At 62.3% G+C, this 18,770-nt stretch carries 16 protein-coding genes and 8 pseudogenes; 17 read left to right on the top strand and 7 right to left on the bottom strand.

Annotation, left to right across the window (positions count from 1 at the left end; genetic code table 11):
* Window positions 1–35: 35 nt before the first annotated feature.
* The 6 genes and pseudogenes from purN (at window position 36) to L0A91_RS07270 (ending at window position 4,340) form a co-directional block, all read left to right on the top strand.
* Window positions 36–645: pseudogene (gene purN / locus L0A91_RS07295) on the top strand (phosphoribosylglycinamide formyltransferase).
* Window positions 642–2,225, top strand: a complete 1,584-nt coding sequence (gene purH / locus L0A91_RS07290) for a bifunctional phosphoribosylaminoimidazolecarboxamide formyltransferase/IMP cyclohydrolase (RefSeq protein WP_235246411.1) — start codon at window positions 642–644, stop codon at window positions 2,223–2,225. The pseudogene purN and the gene purH overlap by 4 nt, the downstream one beginning before the upstream one ends.
* Window positions 2,215–2,805, top strand: coding sequence for a DMT family transporter (locus L0A91_RS07285; RefSeq protein WP_235246410.1), 591 nt, complete (start codon window positions 2,215–2,217; stop codon window positions 2,803–2,805). The genes purH and L0A91_RS07285 overlap by 11 nt, the downstream gene beginning before the upstream one ends.
* Window positions 2,796–3,140 carry a DMT family transporter gene (locus tag L0A91_RS07280; RefSeq protein ID WP_235246409.1) on the top strand — a complete coding sequence of 115 codons (345 nt, stop codon included), beginning with the start codon at window positions 2,796–2,798 and terminating at the stop codon, window positions 3,138–3,140. The genes L0A91_RS07285 and L0A91_RS07280 overlap by 10 nt, the downstream gene beginning before the upstream one ends.
* A 78-nt stretch (window positions 3,141–3,218) precedes the next feature.
* Window positions 3,219–4,075: pseudogene (locus tag L0A91_RS07275) on the top strand (bifunctional methylenetetrahydrofolate dehydrogenase/methenyltetrahydrofolate cyclohydrolase).
* A complete protein-coding gene (locus L0A91_RS07270) occupies window positions 4,062–4,340 on the top strand; it encodes a DUF3017 domain-containing protein (protein ID WP_235246408.1) in 279 nt (92 codons plus the stop codon). Before L0A91_RS07275 ends, L0A91_RS07270 begins: the two are co-directional and overlap by 14 nt.
* Here the strand turns inward: L0A91_RS07270 and L0A91_RS07265 are convergent.
* Complete coding sequence (locus tag L0A91_RS07265) at window positions 4,337–5,332, bottom strand: malate dehydrogenase (protein WP_235246407.1); 996 nt, start codon at window positions 5,330–5,332, stop codon at window positions 4,337–4,339. The two genes, L0A91_RS07270 and L0A91_RS07265, sit on opposite strands and share 4 nt — an antisense overlap.
* 194 nt (window positions 5,333–5,526) lie before the next feature.
* Here L0A91_RS07265 and L0A91_RS07260 point away from each other — a divergent pair.
* From L0A91_RS07260 to L0A91_RS07250, 3 genes and pseudogenes are all read left to right on the top strand, one after another.
* Window positions 5,527–7,739 (top strand): annotated as a pseudogene (locus tag L0A91_RS07260) (NADP-dependent isocitrate dehydrogenase).
* A 175-nt stretch (window positions 7,740–7,914) separates the two neighbouring features.
* Window positions 7,915–8,343: a pyridoxamine 5'-phosphate oxidase family protein gene (locus L0A91_RS07255; RefSeq protein WP_235246406.1), complete on the top strand. Its 429-nt coding sequence runs from the start codon at window positions 7,915–7,917 to the stop codon at window positions 8,341–8,343.
* Between the two features lie 69 nt (window positions 8,344–8,412).
* Window positions 8,413–9,063 (top strand): DNA alkylation repair protein, encoded by a 651-nt coding sequence (locus L0A91_RS07250; RefSeq protein WP_235246405.1) that lies wholly within the window; start codon window positions 8,413–8,415, stop codon window positions 9,061–9,063.
* A gap of 25 nt (window positions 9,064–9,088) precedes the next feature.
* On the opposite strand, the gene L0A91_RS07245 is transcribed toward L0A91_RS07250, so the two are convergent.
* On the bottom strand, window positions 9,089–9,235 hold the full coding sequence (locus tag L0A91_RS07245) for a hypothetical protein (protein WP_235246404.1): 147 nt from the start codon (window positions 9,233–9,235) through the stop codon (window positions 9,089–9,091).
* A gap of 247 nt (window positions 9,236–9,482) precedes the next feature.
* Window positions 9,483–10,595: a S10 family peptidase gene (locus L0A91_RS07240; protein ID WP_235246403.1), complete on the bottom strand. Its 1,113-nt coding sequence runs from the start codon at window positions 10,593–10,595 to the stop codon at window positions 9,483–9,485.
* Between the two features lie 54 nt (window positions 10,596–10,649).
* Between L0A91_RS07240 and L0A91_RS07235 the strand changes: the two genes are divergently transcribed.
* The 3 genes and pseudogenes from L0A91_RS07235 (at window position 10,650) to L0A91_RS07225 (ending at window position 12,042) form a co-directional block, all read left to right on the top strand.
* Complete coding sequence (locus tag L0A91_RS07235) at window positions 10,650–11,381, top strand: exodeoxyribonuclease III (protein ID WP_235246401.1); 732 nt, start codon at window positions 10,650–10,652, stop codon at window positions 11,379–11,381.
* Window positions 11,382–11,462: 81 nt separating this feature from the next.
* A pseudogene (locus L0A91_RS07230) lies at window positions 11,463–11,678 on the top strand (2'-5' RNA ligase family protein); the annotation flags it as partial.
* A gap of 64 nt (window positions 11,679–11,742) precedes the next feature.
* Window positions 11,743–12,042, top strand: coding sequence for a hypothetical protein (locus L0A91_RS07225; RefSeq protein ID WP_235246703.1), 300 nt, complete (start codon window positions 11,743–11,745; stop codon window positions 12,040–12,042).
* On the opposite strand, the gene L0A91_RS18760 is transcribed toward L0A91_RS07225, so the two are convergent.
* The 4 genes and pseudogenes from L0A91_RS18760 to L0A91_RS18745 form a co-directional block, all read right to left on the bottom strand.
* On the bottom strand, window positions 11,989–12,315 hold the full coding sequence (locus L0A91_RS18760; protein ID WP_311198097.1) for a glycosyltransferase: 327 nt from the start codon (window positions 12,313–12,315) through the stop codon (window positions 11,989–11,991). The genes L0A91_RS07225 and L0A91_RS18760 overlap by 54 nt on opposite strands.
* Window positions 12,246–13,075: pseudogene (locus L0A91_RS18755) on the bottom strand (glycosyltransferase). The gene L0A91_RS18760 and the pseudogene L0A91_RS18755 overlap by 70 nt, the downstream one beginning before the upstream one ends.
* A gap of 247 nt (window positions 13,076–13,322) precedes the next feature.
* Window positions 13,323–14,102: a sugar phosphate nucleotidyltransferase gene (locus L0A91_RS07215; RefSeq protein WP_311198095.1), complete on the bottom strand. Its 780-nt coding sequence runs from the start codon at window positions 14,100–14,102 to the stop codon at window positions 13,323–13,325.
* Between the two features lie 121 nt (window positions 14,103–14,223).
* Complete coding sequence (locus tag L0A91_RS18745) at window positions 14,224–14,385, bottom strand: sugar phosphate nucleotidyltransferase (protein ID WP_311198094.1); 162 nt, start codon at window positions 14,383–14,385, stop codon at window positions 14,224–14,226.
* Between the two features lie 298 nt (window positions 14,386–14,683).
* On the opposite strand from L0A91_RS18745, the pseudogene L0A91_RS07210 reads away from it, so the two are divergent.
* From L0A91_RS07210 to L0A91_RS07185, 5 genes and pseudogenes are all read left to right on the top strand, one after another.
* A pseudogene (locus L0A91_RS07210) lies at window positions 14,684–15,489 on the top strand (quinone-dependent dihydroorotate dehydrogenase).
* 32 nt (window positions 15,490–15,521) lie between these two features.
* Window positions 15,522–15,746, top strand: coding sequence for a hypothetical protein (locus L0A91_RS07205; RefSeq protein WP_235246399.1), 225 nt, complete (start codon window positions 15,522–15,524; stop codon window positions 15,744–15,746).
* Window positions 15,707–17,122, top strand: a complete 1,416-nt coding sequence (locus tag L0A91_RS07200) for a Na+/H+ antiporter NhaC family protein (RefSeq protein WP_235246398.1) — start codon at window positions 15,707–15,709, stop codon at window positions 17,120–17,122. Before L0A91_RS07205 ends, L0A91_RS07200 begins: the two co-directional genes overlap by 40 nt.
* Window positions 17,123–17,155: 33 nt before the next feature.
* Window positions 17,156–17,233, top strand: a pseudogene (locus tag L0A91_RS07195) (hypothetical protein); the annotation flags it as partial.
* A gap of 56 nt (window positions 17,234–17,289) precedes the next feature.
* Window positions 17,290–18,737 (top strand): annotated as a pseudogene (locus tag L0A91_RS07185) (methylmalonyl-CoA mutase).
* Window positions 18,738–18,770: the final 33 nt, after the last annotated feature.

The raw sequence follows: 18,770 nt of genomic DNA, 5'->3' as shown, positions 1-18,770 counted from the left end.
GTCGTCGGCGTTAGGCTGGTCTGGTGGATTCACCTGTGCCCGTCGTCGTCCTCGTGTCCGGCAGTGGCACCAATTTGCAAGCACTAATCGACGCTAGCCAGGGCAACGCCACCCCCTGGCAGATCGTCGCTGTCGGTGCTGATCGCCCCGGGATTGCCGGGCTGGAACGGGCCGAATCTGCTGGCATCCCCACCTTTGTGTGCGGTCAAGGACTATCCGCAGCGCAGCGAATGGGACACCGCGCTCGCGGACCATTTGATCAGTGCCTTGCCGGAGGCCAACGACGGTCGACGTTGGGTCGTCAGCGCAGGATTTATGAAAATTCTCGGCACCAAAGTCCTCAACGAGTTCACCGTCCTCAACACTCACCCGGCCCTCTTGCCCTCCTTTCCAGGAGCCCACGGGGTCCGCGACGCCATGGCCTATGGCGCTAAAGTGACTGGGGCAACCCTGCATTTCGTCGACGAGGGAGTCGACACCGGGCCGATCGTGTCCCAACGCGTCGTCGCAATCAACGGTGACGATACCGAAGATTCCCTGCACGAGCGCATCAAAGTCGCTGAGCGCGACATGCTGGTGCGCGGCCTGACTTCACTGCTCAGCACTGGTTTCACCCTCTCCGATCGAAAGGTCACCCTTCTGTGAATGCCCCGCTCCGCCGCCCGATCCGTCGAGCTCTCGTCTCGGTCTATGACAAGGCTGGGCTAGCCGAGTTGGCGCAGGGCCTGCATGCCAACGGCGTCGAGATGGTGTCGACCGGTTCGACGGCAAAGCAGATCGCTGCGGCCGGTGTGCCGGTGACCCCGGTCGAGGATCTCACTGGCTTTCCCGAGTGCCTGGGTGGTCGCGTGAAGACACTTCACCCGCGGGTGCACGCTGGCATTTTGGCTGACACCACCAACCCTGAGCACGTGTCGCAACTCCAAGAGTTGGGCATCGAAGGTTTCGACTTGGTTGTCGTCAACCTCTACCCCTTCGCGGGGACGGTTGCCTCTGGCGCCGCGCCGGCCGAGTGCATCGAGCAGATCGATATCGGCGGCCCCACTATGGTCCGCGCCAGCGCAAAGAACCACGCCAGCGTGGCAGTGGTGGTCGACCCCACCGCATACTCCAGCGTTGTTGAGGCTGTGCAGTCGGGTGGATTTACCCATGAGGAGCGGACCACTCTGGCCGCGCAAGCCTTCGTCCACACCGCGACGTATGACGTTCAGGTCGCCTCGTGGATGGGCAGCGTTGCAACAGACACCTCCAAAGGCACCGGCTTCCCCGCCTGGGCTGGAGCCACCTATGAGCGCGCCAACGTGCTGCGTTATGGCGAGAACCCACACCAGGGCGCCGCGCTCTATCGCAACAGCGTGATGACCGAGCCTGGCCTGGCTCAGGGTGAGCAGTTGCACGGCAAGGAGATGTCCTACAACAACTGGATCGACACCGATGCCGCTCGCCGTGCAGCGCACGACCACGGAGACCAGCCCACGGTTGCCGTGATCAAGCACGCCAATCCGTGTGGCATCGCCGTTGGCAGCGACATTGCCGACGCTCACCGCAAGGCCCATGCCTGCGACCCAGTCTCAGCCTATGGCGGCATCATCGCGACCAATCGCCCCGTCACTGCCGAAATGGCTGAGACGGTTGCTGGCATCTTCACCGAAGTCGTTGTCGCACCAGACTTTGACGCCGATGCGCTGGAGATCTTGACGCGCAAGAAAAACTTGCGCTTGGTCAAGGCTGAGTCGCCATCGCGCGCAGGCGTCGAAATGCGCCCCATCTCCGGTGGACTACTGATGCAGCGGCGCGACGCGATCGACGCCGAAGTTGAGGGCGGTGGCGACGATGTATCTCGGTGGCAGTTGGTAGCCGGCACTGCGGCTGATGAGCAGACCTTGGCTGACTTGGCCTTCGCCTGGAACTCGGTGCGTGCGGTGAAGTCCAACGCCATCCTGCTCGCTTCCGAAGGTGCGAGCGTCGGCATCGGTATGGGGCAGGTCAACCGAGTCGATAGTTGTCACCTGGCTCTGAACCGGGCTGGGGATCGTGCTCAGGGCAGCGTTGCTGCCTCCGACGCGTTCTTCCCCTTCGCTGATGGCCTGCAGGTGCTGCTTGATGGTGGCGTCGCTGCTGTGGTTGCGCCTGGCGGGTCGATTCGTGACGAAGAGGTCATAGCCGCAGCCAATGCAGCCGGCGTCACCATGTACTTCACTGGGACACGACACTTTGCCCACTGAGTCGGGGGCGACAGCGGCTGCAGGTAGCACCCGCACGAGCGCTGTCCTCTCGAACTCTGCGTTGCAGTCGTGGGCATTGGCCGCCGCATTCCTGTGCGGTGCCTTGATTGCGATCCAATCGCGGATGAACGGCCGATTGTCCGAAGCCGTCGGCAGTTTTCCGGCGGCGTGGTTCAGCTTTGGGTCTGGCCTGGTCGTTCTGACGTTGCTGCTGTTCAGCAAGGCTCAGCGAGTTCGTGTTGGTCGTGTCGTTTCGGCCCTGCGCACCCGGGAGCTCGTGTGGTGGCAGATGCTGGGTGGCGTTGCGGGTGGCCTGCTGGTCGGCAGCCAGACGTATGCGGTCCCGATCATCGGTGTCGCGGCCTTCTTGATTGCGACGATCGGCGGGCAGACCGTTTGTGCGCTCTTTGTTGACCGGTACGGTCTAGGCCCGGCTCCCGCCCAGGCGCTGTCCGTGCTGCGGGTGTTGGCTGCCGGGCTCGCAGTTGTTGGCGTGGCCGTTGCGGCCTCCTCGGGGAGTCGGGCGCAAGCGCGGCCCTCTTTCCCGTTCTGTTGGGCTTCCTGGTGGGCATGGGCGTAGCGGTCCAGCAGGCCATCAACGGGCGGGTCAACAAGGTCAGCGGCTCGGCACTAGCCACCACCTGGTTCAACTTCGTTACCGGCAGCACGACCCTGGTCGTTATTGGGATTGTCCCGGTGCTGCGTTCCGGCTGGCCCGACACTTGGAGTCAAGTGCCTTGGTGGGCCTGGTGGGGCGGCCTGATCGGGGTCGTCTTTATTGCATTGGCCGCCTGGGCGGTGCAACACAGCGGCGTCCTACTCTTTGGCCTCACCACCATCACTTCGCAGATGCTGGTGGCGTTGGTCTTGGACTTTGTGAATCCGGCAACGCGGGACCAGGTGGGCCTCAAATGATCATTGGGGTCGCGATTACTGTCGTGGCAGCCATCGCGGCGGCGCTAGCCGCACGTCGCGCTAAGTAGACTGAAAATCATGACGGCAGGGATTCTCGACGGCAAGTCCGCACTCGCAACCATCAAGTCCGACCTCAAGCAGCGTGTCGCTGTCTTGGCAGAAAAGGGCATTACCCCAGGACTAGGCACGGTGTTGGTTGGCAACGACCGGGGAGCACCTGGTATGTCAACGCCAAGCACCGTGACTGCGCCGAGATTGGAATCGCCTCGATCCGTCGTGATCTTCCGGCCGAGTCCACTCAGGAAGACGTCGAGCAGGTCGTCGAAGAGCTCAACAACGACCCGGCCTGCACCGCGTTCTTGGTGCAGCAGCCCACGGGTCTCGACGAATTCGCCATTCTGTCCAAGGTCGACCCAGGCAAAGATGCTGATGGCCTGCACCCGGTGAACCTCGGGTCGCTGGTGCTCGGCGAAGAGGCTCCATTGCCGTGCACGCCGATGGGCGTTATTGACTTGCTGCGGCGCCACGATGTCGAGATCGACGGGGCGCAGGTCGTCGTGATTGGCCGTGGTCTCACGGTGGGCCGCCCACTGGGCCTCATCCTGACTCGTCGCTCTGAAAACGCGACCGTGACTTTGTGCCACACAGGCACCAAAGACCTGGCCAGCCATACTCGCACTGCCGACATTGTGGTGTCAGCGGCTGGTGTGCCGGATCTAGTCACGGCAGACATGATCAAGCCGGGTGCCGCAGTGCTTGATGTGGGCGTTGCGCGCCGAGATGGAAAGATCGCGGGGGACGTCGCAAAAGAGGTTGCTGACGTCGCGGGCTGGGTGTCGCCCAACCCGGGTGGTGTTGGTCCGATGACGCGAGCCATGCTGCTCGAAAACGTTGTGGCGGCGGCTGAGCGAGCGGCCGGTCGTGGCACTGAATAATCCTGGCTCGCGCCAGCCGTTGGGGCTCTGGTGGCTTTTGCCACTGGGGCTAGCGGTTGCTGGCTGGATGTTGCTCAGCGGCGGTTTGCGTGGATTTGGATACACAATGGCCGCCACATTGATGGTGGCGGCCATGGTTCGTCTCATCGTCCCGGTCCGGTGGGCCGGGGGCTTGCGAGTCAGGTCTCGGGTGGCAGATGTGACCATCTTGTTGGTGCTGGCATCTGCCACCACGATCCTGACCGCAAGTTTGGTTATTCGCTAGTTGCTCATCATCCCGAGGTTGGTGACTGCATCGCGCTCTTCAGCCAACTCGGCAACCGAAGCATCGATCTTGCTGCGGGAGAACTCGTCGATCTCTAGCCCCTGAACGATGGAGTAGTTCCCGTTCTCAGTCTTGACGGGGAACGAGGAGATCAAACCCTCGGGCACGCCATACGAACCGTCTGAGACGACGGCCATTGAGGTCCAGTCGCCCTGGGCGGTGCCGCCGAACCAGTCGCGGGTGTGGTCGATGGTGGCCGAAGCAGCCGACGCTGCTGAGGACGAGCCACGGGCCTCGATAATGGCTGCGCCGCGCTTGGCGACGGTGGGGATGAAGGTGTCGGCCAACCAGCTTTGGTCATCGACCAACTCGGCAGCGTTTTTGCCGTCTGCCTCACAGTGGAACAGGTCAGGATACTGAGTTGCTGAGTGGTTGCCCCAGATCGTCATCTTCTTGATCTGCGAAACCGTCAGCCCGGTCTTGTTCGCCAATTGAGCCATAGCGCGGTTGTGGTCCAGGCGGGTCAACGCCGAGAAACGCTCCTGGGGAATATCTGGGGCGTTGTTCATCGCGATCAGTGCGTTGGTGTTGGCTGGGTTGCCGGTCACTGTGATGTGCACGTCGTCAGCGGCGTGGTCGTTCAGGGCCTGGCCCTGGCCGGTGAAGATGTTGCCGTTGGCTTCGAGCAGGTCGCCGCGCTCCATGCCCTTGCTGCGTGGGCGAGCGCCCACCAAGAGAGCAATGTTGACGCCGTCAAAGACCTTGTTTGCGTCGTCACCGATCTGCACGCCGGACAGCAGCGGGAAGGCGCAGTCATCCAACTCCATGACGACACCTTCAAGCGCCTTCAGCGCGGGGGTGATCTCGAGCAACCGCAACTCCACCGGAGTGTCCTTGCCCAGCATTTCGCCCGAGGCAATACGGAAAAGGAGGTTGTAGCAGATCTGGCCGGCGGCGCCGGTGACTGCAACCTTGACGGGGGTGCGCTCCACTGTCTTAGCCCTTCTAAAAGAGGATTAAACGATCTACGCCTGACGTTAGCAGCGTCAGGCGACATCGCCATGGGCAGTGTCACCCCGGCGGGGTAGCCTGAATCCAAAGATGGCACCGATGCCTTCTCAAGACGCAAGGAGATTCAGCGACTATGCCGACCGACTCGTCGAGCAAAACCCCCAGCACATCCACGATGATCTACACGGTCACCGATGAGGCCCCCGCGTTGGCGACACCTCGCTGAAGCCGATTGTTGAGGCGTTCGCCTCCACGGCTGGCATTGAGGTTGAGACACGTGACATCTCGTTGGCTGCTCGGATCATCGCGGCCATGTCGGAGTTGCTCCCCGCAGAGCAGCAGGTCCCAGACTCGCTGGCAGAGTTGGGCGAGTTGACCGGCTCAAGCGACGCCAACATCATCAAACTGCCAAACATCAGCGCTTCGTTGCCGCAACTCAAGGCGGCCATTGCAGAGTTGCAAGAGCAGGGTGTCTCGCTGCCTGACTTCCCCGATGCGCCAAGCACTCCAGAGGAAGAGGACATTCGGGCTCGCTATGACTCGGTGCGCGGAAGCGCCGTGAACCCGGTCTTGCGCCAGGGCAACTCCGATCGTCGCGCGCCTGCTTCGGTGAAAAACTTCGCCAAAGCACACCCCCACTCCATGGGCGCTTGGTCGGCTGACTCTAAGACTGAGGTCGCCACGATGGGCAGCGACGACTTTCGGTCTAACGAAAAGTCTGTGGTCGTGGATGACGCTCAGGACCTTTCCATCGTCTTCACCGACGAGGCTGGCAACGAAGAAGTTTTGAAGGCAGGTGTCCCGGTCAAGGCTGGCGAGGTCGTCGACGCCACCGTGATGCGCGCAGAAGCGCTCAATAGCTTCCTCGCAGAGCAGGTCCAGGCGGCTAAGGACTCCGGCGTCCTCTTCTCCCTGCACCTCAAGGCCACGATGATGAAGGTCTCCGACCCGATCGTCTTCGGCCACGCGGTCCGAGCCTTTTCCCGGCCGTCTTCGCCGAGTATGGCGACCAGCTGGCTGCTGCGGGTCTGTCACCCAACAACGGGTTGGGCTCGATCTTGAAGGGTCTGGACGACATCCCCGGCGGTGCTCAGATCAAGGAAGCCTTTGACGCTGGTCTGGCTGATGGCCCAGCAATGGCCATGGTCGACTCCGACAACGGCATCACCAACCTGCACGTCCCCAGCGATGTCATCGTTGATGCCTCCATGCCCGCCATGATCCGCACCTCCGGCAAGATGGGGGCCCGGACGGCGGTCAGGACGACACTCTGGCGGTCATCCCGGACAGCAGCTATGCCGGCGTCTACCAGGTCGTTATTGATGACTGCAAGGCCAACGGCGCCTATGACCCAACGACGATGGGCTCTGTCGCCAACGTTGGTCTGATGGCCCAGGCCGCAGAAGAATACGGCAGCCACAACAAGACCTTCGAGATTTCTGGCACTGGCACCGTTCAGGTGCGCAACGCCGCGGGCGATGTGTTGCTCGAGCACTCGGTCACCGAGGGTGACTTGTGGCGCGCGTGCCAGACCAAGGACATTGCGATCCAGGACTGGGTGAAGTTGGCTGTCACCCGGGCTCGCGCTGCGGGCACCCCGGCCGTGTTCTGGCTCGACGCAGACCGCGCTCACGATGCCGTGCTGATCGAGAAGGTTAAGACCTACCTCGCTGACCACGAGACCGATGGCCTGGAATTGCCGATCATGGCGCCTACCGAAGCGACCGCGTTCTCACTGGAGCGCATTCGTCGTGGGGAAGACACCATCTCGGTGACCGGCAACGTCCTTCGTGACTACCTCACCGACCTCTTCCCGATTTTGGAGTTGGGCACCAGCGCCAAAATGCTCTCGGTCGTGCCGCTGATCAGTGGTGGTGGCTTGTTTGAGACCGGCGCTGGCGGCTCGGCCCCAAGCACGTCCAGCAGTTGGTGAAGGAAAATCACCTGCGTTGGGACAGCCTGGGTGAGTTCCTCGCGCTCGCAGTGAGCTTTGAGCACTTGGCTGGTGTGACTGGCAATGCCCGCGCACAGATCTTGGCGGACACGCTGGATCGGGCCACTGGTTCGTTCCTTAACGAAAACAAGTCGCCGCAGCGCAAGGTCGGCGAGTTGGACAACCGAGGCAGCCACTTCTACCTAGCCCTCTACTGGGCGCAAGAGTTGGCCTCGCAGACCGAAGATGCTGATCTCGCGGCGGCATTCAAGCAGATTGCCCAAGAGCTTGGCGACAACGAAGAGGTCATCGTCGGTGAACTCGCAGCAGTGCAGGGTCAGCCCGTCGATCTGGGTGGTTACTTCCGGCCCGACGTCGACAAGGCCAGCGCAGCCATGCGCCCGTCGACCACGCTGAACGGTGTGTTGGAGACCTTGGTCAACAGCAAGCCGTAGCGCAACGCCGGTCTGTAGGACCGCAGAACCACCCCGGACCCGCAATGTCCGGGGTGGTTCTGCGTTGTCGGGCCCCCAGTGTTGTCAGGCCACCAGGGCTTTCAGGCCAGCAGGGGTATCAGCACCCCATGGGGCTGGGCTGGGTTTGTGACCACCGCCTAAGCCAGGAGCGATCATGGACGCCGGAGATATTGAAGGTCTTGCGCGCGCACTATCTGTGCGGACCTACCTCGCGACCACCAGTCCTGATCTTGAGCCCCATGTCGTGCCAGTCCATCCAGGATGGGAAGGCAACACGATCTGGATCATGACGGCCCATTCGTCGGTGAAAGTGCGAAACGCCTTGGCCAACCCCAAAGTCGCGATGCACTGGGAGACGAACGACGAAGGAGATGGCCTACTCGTTTGGGGGACGGCCGTGATGTTCAGCGACCTGGACACCAAAGAGCGACTGTGGACTGGGGTCTTCAGTTACGACCTCGAAGATTTTGCCCCGAATGGGCTGAACAATCCCGATGTAGGTTTTCTGGCGATCACACCGCACCGCGCCGTGCACGCAATCGCTTATGGGGCAGGTGGCGTGCAGCGGTGGCAGCAACATTGAGCAGTCCGGCGACGCTGGCAGATCCTTGCGACTCTCGCTGAGGAGGCTGACCCCGCGGCAGTCGTGGCGATGAGTGAGCAATACGGGATCCATGCGGAAAGCTCCTATGGCGTCCCGATGCGTCGGCTGCTGCAGTTAGGTAAAGCAGCCGGCACCGACCATGAGTTAGCTCAACAGTTGTGGGCTGAAGGCTCCTATGAAGCCCGGACCATCGCGGCCCTCGTCGATGACCCGCACCAGGTTGATGCCAAACAGATGCAGCAGTGGTGCCAAGACTTCGACAACTGGGCGATCGTCGACACGGTGTGCTTCCGGCTCTTCGACAAGACGTCAGATGCCTGGTCGAAAGTCGATGAGTGGGTCACTGACGAGCGCCTTTTTGTGAAACGCGCGGGGTTTGCACTGATTTGGGGCTTGGCGTTGCATGTCCGCAATGCCCCAGAGCATCACCTGCATCGGGCCGTTGGCCATGCCAGGGCCCAAGCAGCAGATCCCCGACCGCTCGTCGGCAAGGCGATCACGATGTCACTGCGAGCGATCGCGACCAAACAGCCATACCTCCGCGACGATGTCGTAAGCCCAGCGACCGACCTCAGCAACGGCAGCGATCCGGCGGCGAGACGAGTCGGTCGCCCCATCGTGCGGAGTTTTGCTAGCCGAAGCGCGCTAGTGGAGGAAAGGAGCGAAAGCGGCGCTATGTCGCTCTTTTCCTTCCACTAGGAGACATGCGGGCGGGGAGAGTGCCTCAGCCCGTCACGCGTGCCACAAATGCCGTCAAGTCAGCAGCCTGAGCCTTTCTCGACTCTTCGTGGACATACATCATGTGACCGGCCGGGTAGTAGCGGTGCTCGACCCGAGAAGCAGCCTCCGCCGGGATGTCCAACTGGTGCATGACCTCTTCCGCGGCGTAGAACGGGTCGCGCCGTCGTACCAGCCGTAGGCCACATGAATCTCCAAATGCGGGTTTGCCCGCATCGCCCGAGCCAAGTTGGGCGTCACATCAACGCTGCGGCCCTCAAAGTCTGAATACGACCACGGGTGCACCCGGCGCGAGATCTGCTCGTACGGCAGATCAGGTGGTAGTCCAACTCGGCCCGAACGATGTGGTTGAACGCCGCGGCGTAGGGCCCGAGATGGCGTCATGGCTGGGGTCTGCGGCCATCGTTTCGGCATTGCCCTGGGGCCGGACCGGTGAAACGCGAGTCCAAACGACCCACGACCTTGCCTTCGTCTCGCAACAACTCAGCGAAGAAGCGCAGGTGTTCGACCCGCAAATCCGCCCGATCCACGTATGCAGAGTCAAGGCCAATCAATCCGGCCACCTTGGCGACGTGTTCGGCCCGCTCCTCGCCGACCAGTCGGTGGCCTCGGCTCAGCGCATACGGGTAGTCGCGCTCGACATAGTCACGAGCCTCAGCGATGACCTCTTCCAGGCTTCTGCCCTCATGCTTGCCGTGGCGATGTGCGATCGCTGCATACGTGGGCAGGAAGCCAATGAACGCCCGGTCATTGGTGGGGTCGTTCAACCCGATGGAGGCGCCATCTAGGACTGCGGAGATCAACATGAGTCCGTTGACGAAGAGGCTGTAGCGAGACTGCAAATGCTCAGCCAGGGCTGCTGCTCGCAACGTGCCGTAGGACTCGCCGGCCAAGAACTTCGGCGACATCCACCGCTCATTGCGGGTCACCCACAGCCGGATGACCTCGGCAATCGACTCGATATCGCCCTTATAGCCGTGATAACCCTTCGGCTTGCCACCCTCGACAGCACGCGAAAAGCCCGTTGACACCGGGTCAATGAAGACCAGGTCCGAGGTGGCCAACAGCGTCTCGGCGTTATTGGCCACACCGTAAGGCGGGGCCATCAGGTTATCGACGTCACCCATCAGCACTCGGCGTGGGCCAAGCACACCGAGGTGCAGCCACATGGACGACGAGCCAGGGCCGCCGTTGAACGCAAAGGTGACAGGGCGCTGGCTGGCGTCAGAGTCGAGGCCGGTGGCGACGTAAGAGGTCACGAAAACTTCAGCCTTGGGCTTGTGGCCCACGAAGGTGCCATCTTCATAGACCTCTTCGCGCAGCACCATCCGGCCCGTGGTCGCGGTGTACGCCAGTTCCTGCCCATCTAGCGTGATCGTGTGCTCGGTGCTCACTAGATCATCGGTCGGTGCAGCGGCCTTGGCCTCAATGGCAGCGGTCTCAGTCGCCGCGGCGGAGGTGGATTCTTCGTCAGGAGTCGTGGTCTCACTCATTCCCCGACTGTATGCCGCACGCCTCCATCTGTTTAGATGCACCCCGTGAGAATCGTGTCTGCCAACGTCAACGGAATCCGAGCGGCTCAACGCCGAGGAGGGCTGACCTGGCTATCCCAAAGTGGCGCCGATGTGATCGCCCTTCAGGAAGTCCGGGCGAATGAGGCTCAGGCGACCAAAGCCATGGATGGCGAGCCGATCGCCGAATGGAGCCGAGCCTCAGAGGAGGGCCTTGCCGCCGGCCGGGCTGGGGTCTCGATCCTCACGCCGTGGCCCATCTTGGCCGAACGTGACTCTGAGGTCTTAGGGGATGTCGCCGGAGGACGCTGGATCGAAGCCGACATCGCAGTCGGTGAGGCCAAACCGGTGACGGTGATCTCCGCATACGTGCACACGGGCGAAGCGGGCACCGGCAAGCAGGGCGAAAAGTATGCGTTCTTGCAGGCCATCACCGAGCGTCTCAAAGAGTTGCGAGACCAGGGCGTCGACGTGGTGCTGACGGGTGACTTGAACATTTGCCACACCGACCTTGACCTCAATAACACCAAGGGCAATGTGGGCAAGGCAGGCTATCTGCCGCAAGAGCAGGCCTATTTGAGCCAGTGGGCGGACCTTGGCTACGTGGATGCTGTCCGAGCCATCGCTGGGGAGCGGCCCGGCCCATACTCCTGGTGGTCGTGGCGGGGCCAAGCTTTCGACAACGACACTGGCTGGCGGATCGACTATCAGTGGGCTTCGCCTGCGTTGCGCGCGAAGGACGCAACGATTGGCCGAGCGACAAGCTAGAGAGGGCGCTGGAGCGATCACGCTCCTGTGGTCGTGGACTATGAGCGCTAGGGTTGGCCAGTGAGCACATCACCATCAGCAATGCTGACCGTGGGAGTCGCTTTGCCGATCCCCGAGCCGTGGGGTGAAGAGCTAAAGCAATTCCGACTGGAGCTTGGCGACGATCAGGCGAGGCACATCCCTACCCACATCACGTTGCTGCCCCCGACTCCGATTGCTGGGCATGTGCTACCGGCTCTGCGTGAGCACCTCAGTCAGGTCGGGGCCCACCACCCGTCATTCAAAGTTGTCCTTCGAGGCACAGGGACCTTCCGGCCGCTCTCTGACGTCGTCTTTATCCAGGTGGCGCGGGGGTGGCGTGGTGCGAAAACTCGAGCAGCAGGTGCGGCACGGGCCAGTCAATCGCCAGATGAACTTCCCGTATCACCCGCACGTCACCATCGCCCACAATGTCGACGAGGCCGCTCTAGACCACGCTTTCGACACGTTGGCCTACTTCACAGCTGACTATGTCGCGTCATTTTTCCGGCTGTATGTCCACGACGGTGATGAGGTTTGGCGCTCCGACACTGACTTCGCGCTGCGCGGGCCGGCTAGCGCTCGCGGATTAGGCGACGCGAGCGCGGGCAGCGTGGATGACCCGGCTGTAGTGCTGCACTAGTTGCTCGGTCAGCGCTGGCCAGGACCGTTCGACCACGCGCGCCCGCCCTTGTGCGCCCATGGCTCCCCGCCGACTCGCAGCGTCCTCGCCCACCAGCAATCGGCTGACTGCGGCCGCCAAAGCGCCCGGTTGGTCGGGGTTAAACAAATATCCGGTATGCCCGTGGTCCACCAGGTCGATAGGTCCACCTCGGGCGGGGGCTACTACCGGCAGCCCGGTTGCGGCGGCTTCCTGCAGTGTTTGCCCAAAGGTTTCTCGAGTCCCGGTGTGCACGAAGGCGTCAAACGCGGCGTAAGCCTGTGCCAGTCCGAGCCCTCGCGCCGCCCTAAGAAGGCGGCACCGGGCAAGAGCGCGGCCAGGTCATCTCGGCTTGGGCCCTCACCGACCAGGACCAGCCGAACTCCTGGGGTGTCGTTGAGTTCGACGAGGCGGTGCAGTTCCTTCTCGGGCGCTAACCGACCGACATACCCGAGCAGGACCTCACCGTTGGGAGCGAGATCGCGGCGCAACGCTTGGGTCGCTTCATCCTGGCGACGGTCAGGGTGGAAGAGGTCTGAATCAACACCTCGGCCCCACAGCGCGGTGCGGGGGATGTTGTGGGCTTGCAAGTCTTCGAGAGCAGAAGTTGACGGCGCCAGCGTTAAGTCAGCCTGCGCGTGAATCCGACGAATCCAAGCCCAGGCCGCGCGTGCCGTGAGGTCGCCTGCCGGGCCGGAATGCTGGCGAATATAACTCGGCATGTCGGTCTGATAGATGGCGACGCTGGGCAGGCCTAGCGATCTCGCGGCGGTGAGTCCACGGACGCCCAGGATGAAGGAGAGGCGACATGCACGACGTCAGGCTGGAACCGGTGCAGCACCGTCTCCATCTCGTATGAAGGTAGGCCCACTCGAAATTGTCGGACCGGCAAACTTGTCACTGGGTGGATCGGATATCCGGCATAGCGCTCGGGCGTATGCGTCGGGCTCCAGGGGCTAGTCCCAGGGGCGATGATGAGAGCTTCGTGCCCCTTGGCCGCTAACGAGTCCAGCACCTTGCAGACGCTGGTGGTCACGCCGTTGAGAGCGGGCAAAAACGATTCGGTGATGATCGCAACGCGCACGTTCTCCAGCCTGGGCGCATCAGGTGTGCGCACGGCTGACTGAACATCACTGGCCGGTGATCTTTTCGTGACCAGCGGGTGACCGAGTGCTTCGCGACGACGCCGCCGGCTTGTAGTCGGGGTCGTCGCCTCCTCCGATTTCAGGTCAGATCCTCTCGCCCACCGCGTCGCAGACTCTCTACGATTCCTTTACATCCTGCACCCGTTCGCGCGTGGTGACCAGGATTGCGTCCGGGGTGTCAATGACAACCACGTCGGGGATGCCCAGGGTTACGACGGTGCGACCGCCGTGTGCGGCGATCACCCCAGATGTATCGCGGCTTACCACCATGTCTTGGGCACCAAGAATGCGCAGACCAGGGTGATCGGTCGATTCCTCCAGCACGGCGGCAAGCGAGGCAAAATCGCCCACGTCATCCCACGGAAAATCGGCAGGCACGACTGCGACTTGGCCCTGAGCGGCGGCGGGCTCAGCCACCGCATTGTCGATGGCAATCGCGGGCAGTTCGGCCCACAACTCCTCGAGTCGGGTGGGGTCGGCAGCCAGTTTGCGCAGGGTGGCCACCATCTGGGGGTGCCATTGGGCCAACATCTCGAGCAGGCTGGTGGCCCGCACGACGAACATGCCAGCGTTCCACAGGTAGGAGCCGGAGGAGAGATACCCGTCGGCGATCTCGCGGGCTGGTTTTTCGACGAACTCATCGACGTGGCGGGCAGCGGGAGCGCCGGGCACCGTCCAGGGCTCGCCGACACCGATATAGCCATACCCGGTGGCGGGATAGCTGGGCTTGATGCCGAGCGTGACCAGAGCGCCCTGCTTGGCGACCGAAATTGCTTGGCAGACCGAGTCGCGGAAGGCATCGGGGTCACCGATCACGTGGTCTGCAGCGAAGGAGCCGAGGATGGCGTCGGGGTCTCGAAGCTCAAGGACCGCTGCGGCATACCCAATGGCGGGCATCGAGTCCAGGGGGAGGGCTCGACGAGGATGTTGTCGCTCGACATATCTGGCAGAGATGACGCGACCGCCTCGACGTGTCGCACGCCCGTCACCACCATGACTCGAGTTGAGCACATCGGCGTCAGTCGGTGCACGGTGTCTTGCAGCAGGCTACGTCCACTGCCGGTGAGGTCATGAAGAAACTTGGGGATGACCTGCGGGAGAGCGGCCACAGCCGAGTGCCTGAACCCCCAGCCGGGATGACGGCGTAGAAACCGGGGATATCAGTGGGCGTTTCGGGCATCCGGCGATTCTACGTCGGAGTCCTGGATGTTCGTCCGAGAAGCTAGGCTCGAATGCCGTGACTGACTTTGGCGCACATCTCGCTTCGGTGGCCTATCAACGCTTGGCTAAGCCGGCTCTGTTTCGGTTGGACCCCGAGCGGGCGCACCATGCGACGGTGACCGCTGCTCGCACCCTGGGGCTCCACCCGCTGCTCTCCTCGAGCGCTGCAAGCAGGAATCGCGGGAAGCAAGAGGACCACGCGCAGCATTTCGGTCGGTGGGATTACCGTTCCAAACCGGGTTGGCCTTGCTGCTGGGTTGGACAAGGACGCGGCAGCAGTGCCCGCCTGGCAAGCCCTCGGGTTTGGCCATCTCGAGTTGGGCACGGTCACTGCCATCCCACAACCGGGCAACCCCAAGCCGCGGATGGCCCGACTGCCACACAGTGAAGCCCTGATCAATCGCATGGGCTTCAACAACCAAGGCACCCACGCGCTTGCCCAACGTTTGATGAAGCTGCGCGACCGAGGTGAGATCACCGTGCCCATCGGCGTTTCGCTGGGCAAGAGCAAAGTGACGCCCGTAGACGAAGCCGTCGCGGACTATCTGGTGTCAGCCCGGGCGGTGGCCGGACTGGCTGACTACCTGGCCGTGAACGTTTCCAGCCCCAACACCCCTGACCTTCGGTCGCTGCAAGATGCCAAGCCACTGCGAGAACTGCTGCAGGCAGTTGTGGCAGAGGCCAAGTCCACCCCGGTGTGGCTCAAAGTTGCCCCGGATCTCACTTTTGGCGCCATCGACGACGTCCTTGAGGTTGCCAGCGAAGCCGGAGTTGCCGCCATCATTGCCACCAACACCACGCTCAGCCGCTCAGGGGTTGCAGCTGAGGAGGCGGCCACCGCGCAACAGCCAGGCGGATTGAGCGGTGCACCCTGCATACCCGAAGCGTTGAGGTGGTGCGCTACATCACCGAACACTCTGACTTTCCGACGATCGGTGTCGGCGGGATTAGTGACCGGGATGGGGCTCAGCGGTTCATCGACGCGGGAGCCGCGTTAGTGCAGGTCTACTCGGGGCTTGTCTATCGAGGCCCTGGGCTTGTGGCTGAGTTGGCGGACCTCTAGATTTAGCAAAATCCAACCGAGGGGACGAAACCATGCCGGAAACAGGCACCTGGATCAGTATTTTGCCGCCCGTGATCGCCATTGTCCTGGTGATTACGACCAAGAAGGTTCTCCCGAGCCTCGGCGCAGGCGTGCTCAGCGCCGCCTTGATCGTCGGGGGATACAACCCCATTGAGATGGTGAAGCTCACCTGGGAAGCTTTCGCCGCGATCTTTGGGTGGACGGTGCCATTAATGGTGTCTATGTCCCCATCTTGATCTTCACGATGACCCTAGGCATGATCACCGCCCTCATCCTGATGGCTGGCGGCAGTGCCGCCTTCTCGGATTGGGCGATCCAGCGGATCAAAACCCGCCGTGGCGCCCAGGCCTTGGGAGCGATCCTGGGCATCGTCATCTTTATCGACGACTACTTCAACGCCCTCGCAGTTGGACAAGTGGCTCGTCCAGTGACTGACCGGCAAAATGTGGCCCGAGCCAAGTTGGCCTACTTGATTGACTCCACCTCGGCCCCAGTCGCAGTCCTGGCTCCCTTTTCGTCCTGGGGCGCCAGCATCATCGGCATCATGGCTCCGCTAGTTGCTGCTTCGGCTCTGACTGTGAGCGAGTTCCAAGCCTTCCTCAGCGCCGCCTCGATGAACTACTACGCCGTCGCAGCGATCACCACCGTGCTGCTGGTTGTCACCTTCCAACTCGACTTCGGCCCGATGCGCGCAGAGGAGCGTCGTGCCGTTGAAGAGGGCAAGACCTACGACTCATCGCAAGACATCCCGGGAGAGCTGTCCGAAGACCTGCCGGTGCACGCTCCCGGTGCCATGCGCGCGCTGATCGTGCCCTTCCTCGCGTTGGTGGCCGGTGTGCTCGGCGGCATCATCTACACCGGATACACCGGTGGCGGCAGCTGGGCTGTCCTGGACATCATGGCCAACACCGACGTCAACATGGCCCTCATCTACGGAGCCGTCCTCGGTTTCGCGAGCGCCATGTACTACTACATGCGGTACACGATGAAGGACCCGAAGTTCGGTCAGAGCACCCTTGGCTCCGGCCTCCTTGAGGGTCTGAAGTCGATGCTCCCCGCGGTCTACATCCTGCTTTTGGCCTGGATGCTTGGCTCGCTGATCGACGGTCTGGGCACCGGTGAATACCTCGGTGGCTTGGTGCTGGATGCCAACATGCCGGTGCAGTGGCTGATCCCAGTGATGTTCTTGATGGCTGGCGCGATGGCCTTTTCGACCGGCACCTCGTGGGGTTCATTCGGCATTTTGCTGCCGATTGCAGGCAGCATCATGAACTCGATTGATGCTCCTGAGTTCTTGCTGCCAGCCTTCGGTGCTGTTCTGGCGGGTGCCGTGTTCGGCGACCACTGCTCACCGATTTCTGACACCACGATCTTGTCCGCAACGGGTGCCGGTAGCAATGTGTTGACTCACGTCATCACGCAATTGCCCTACGCCATCACCGGTGGTGTCGCGACGACATTGGGCTACATCGTCTTCGCGATCACTGGCAGTGGTCTCATCGGCTTGGCTTCCGTTGTCGGTGGGCTGATTGCGGCAGCCTTTGTCGCCAAGTCCATGCTGACCAAGGTTGAGGACGAAGTTGCGGCTGAGGATCGCGCCTCGGTCGCCTGAAGAAGCTAGGGGGCTGGGCAGTAGCCTGTGGCTATGAGCGAGCAACAAACCGAATCAGGTCTGGACCTCCAACCGGTGTATGGCCCCGGCGATCGCGCCGGGGCCAACCCCGAGCGAGACCTCGGTGAGCCCGGCCAGTATCCCTACACCCGCGGGGTCTACCCTCGATGTACACCGGTCGGCCGTGGACGATGCGTCAGTATGCGGGCTTCGGCACCGCGGCGGAGTCCAATGCTCGCTATCACGAGTTGGTCAATAACGGCACGGGTGGCCTGTCGGTCGCCTTCGATTTGCCGACCCAAATGGGATACGACTCCGACCATCCATTGGCTTCGGGTGAGGTCGGCAAAGTTGGCGTGGCGATCGACTCGATCGACGATATGAAAACGCTGTTTGGCGGACTGCCGCTCGACAAGGTGTCGACCTCAATGACGATCAACGCCCCCGCCTCCAGCCTGATGCTGATGTATGAGTTGGTCGCGGCGGAGCAGGGGTGGCAGCGAACCAACTGACGGGGACCATCCAAAATGATGTGCTCAAGGAGTACATCGCTCGCGGCACCTATATCTATCCGCCAGCGGAGTCGCTGCGCCTGATCAGCGACACGTTCGCCTATTGCCACGCTGAGATGCCCAAGTGGAACACCATCTCGATTTCGGGCTATCACATGGCCGAAGCCGGAGCGACCCCAGTGCAGGAGATCGCCTTCACCTTGGCCAACGCCAAGGAGTATGTCCGCGCGGCCATCGCTGCAGGCTTGGACGTGGATGACTTCGCACCGCGCTTGTCGTTCTTCTTTGTTGCGCGCACCACGCTGCTGGAAGAGGTCGCTAAGTTCCGAGCAGCACGCCGCATGTGGGCGCGCATCATGAAGGAAGAGTTTGGCGCTAAGAACCCCAAGTCCCTGATGTTGCGCTTCCACACTCAGACCGCTGGAGTGCAACTCACTGCACAGCAGCCTGAAGTCAACATGGTGCGGGTCGCCCTGCAGGGCCTGGGTGCTGTCTTTGGCGGGACGCAATCGCTGCACACCAACTCTTTCGACGAAGCCATTGCGTTGCCGACTACCAAGGCAGCCAGGCTCGCCCTGCGGACCCAGCAGGTCATCGCTTTTGAGAGTGACGTCACCAAAACCGTTGACCCCTTTGCCGGGTCCTATGTGGTCGAGTCCATGACCGATGACGTGGAAGAAGCCGCACTGGCTCTCATCGAGGCAGTCGAAGAACGAGGTGGGGCAGTCGCAGCGATCGAATTGGGCTTCCAGAAGTCTGAGATTGAGCGCACCGCCTACGACACTGCTTTAGGCATTGACTCAGGTGAGCGGGTGGTCGTCGGTCTGAACAAGTTCCGCACCGAGACCGAAGAGCCCTATGAGCCCCTTCGCGTCGACCCGACGATCGAGGCTGCCCAGGCAGAACGACTGGCACGACTGCGCGAAACGCGCGACAACGAGGCCGTGAGTCGTGCGTTGGCGCAAGTGCAGGCCGCTGCCCGTGGCTCGGACAACGTGCTCTATCCGATGAAGGACGCGCTCCAGGCTCGAGCAACGGGCGGTGAGGTCGCCGATGCGCTCCGCGAAGTGTGGGGGCAATACATCCCGACCGAGACCTTTTAGACGAGCGACATCGCGAGTCTTTGCCGCGCAGTA

Origin of the sequence: Ornithinimicrobium sp. INDO-MA30-4, assembly GCF_021535045.1 — a bacterium.
Lineage (GTDB): Bacteria > Actinomycetota > Actinomycetes > Actinomycetales > Dermatophilaceae > Ornithinicoccus.
Note: the sequence above shows the minus strand (reverse complement) of the source record. Positions and strands in the feature narration are given on the sequence as shown.

What these genes read in the sequence shown, in the direction of transcription:
- L0A91_RS07245 (WP_235246404.1), bottom strand. Translation starts at nt 9,235, where the DNA reads ATGCACCAGTTGGACATCCCGGCGGAGGCTGCTTCTCGGGTCGAGCAC.
- L0A91_RS07205 (WP_235246399.1), top strand. Translation starts at nt 15,522, where the DNA reads ATGCCGGAAACAGGCACCTGGATCAGTATTTTGCCGCCCGTGATCGCC.
- L0A91_RS07240 (WP_235246403.1), bottom strand. Translation starts at nt 10,595, where the DNA reads ATGAGTGAGACCACGACTCCTGACGAAGAATCCACCTCCGCCGCGGCG.
- L0A91_RS07215 (WP_311198095.1), bottom strand. Translation starts at nt 14,102, where the DNA reads ATGCCCGCCATTGGGTATGCCGCAGCGGTCCTTGAGCTTCGAGACCCC.
- L0A91_RS07250 (WP_235246405.1), top strand. Translation starts at nt 8,413, where the DNA reads ATGAGTGAGCAATACGGGATCCATGCGGAAAGCTCCTATGGCGTCCCG.
- L0A91_RS07255 (WP_235246406.1), top strand. Translation starts at nt 7,915, where the DNA reads ATGGACGCCGGAGATATTGAAGGTCTTGCGCGCGCACTATCTGTGCGG.
- L0A91_RS18745 (WP_311198094.1), bottom strand. Translation starts at nt 14,385, where the DNA reads ATGCCCGAAACGCCCACTGATATCCCCGGTTTCTACGCCGTCATCCCG.
- L0A91_RS07280 (WP_235246409.1), top strand. Translation starts at nt 2,796, where the DNA reads ATGGGCGTAGCGGTCCAGCAGGCCATCAACGGGCGGGTCAACAAGGTC.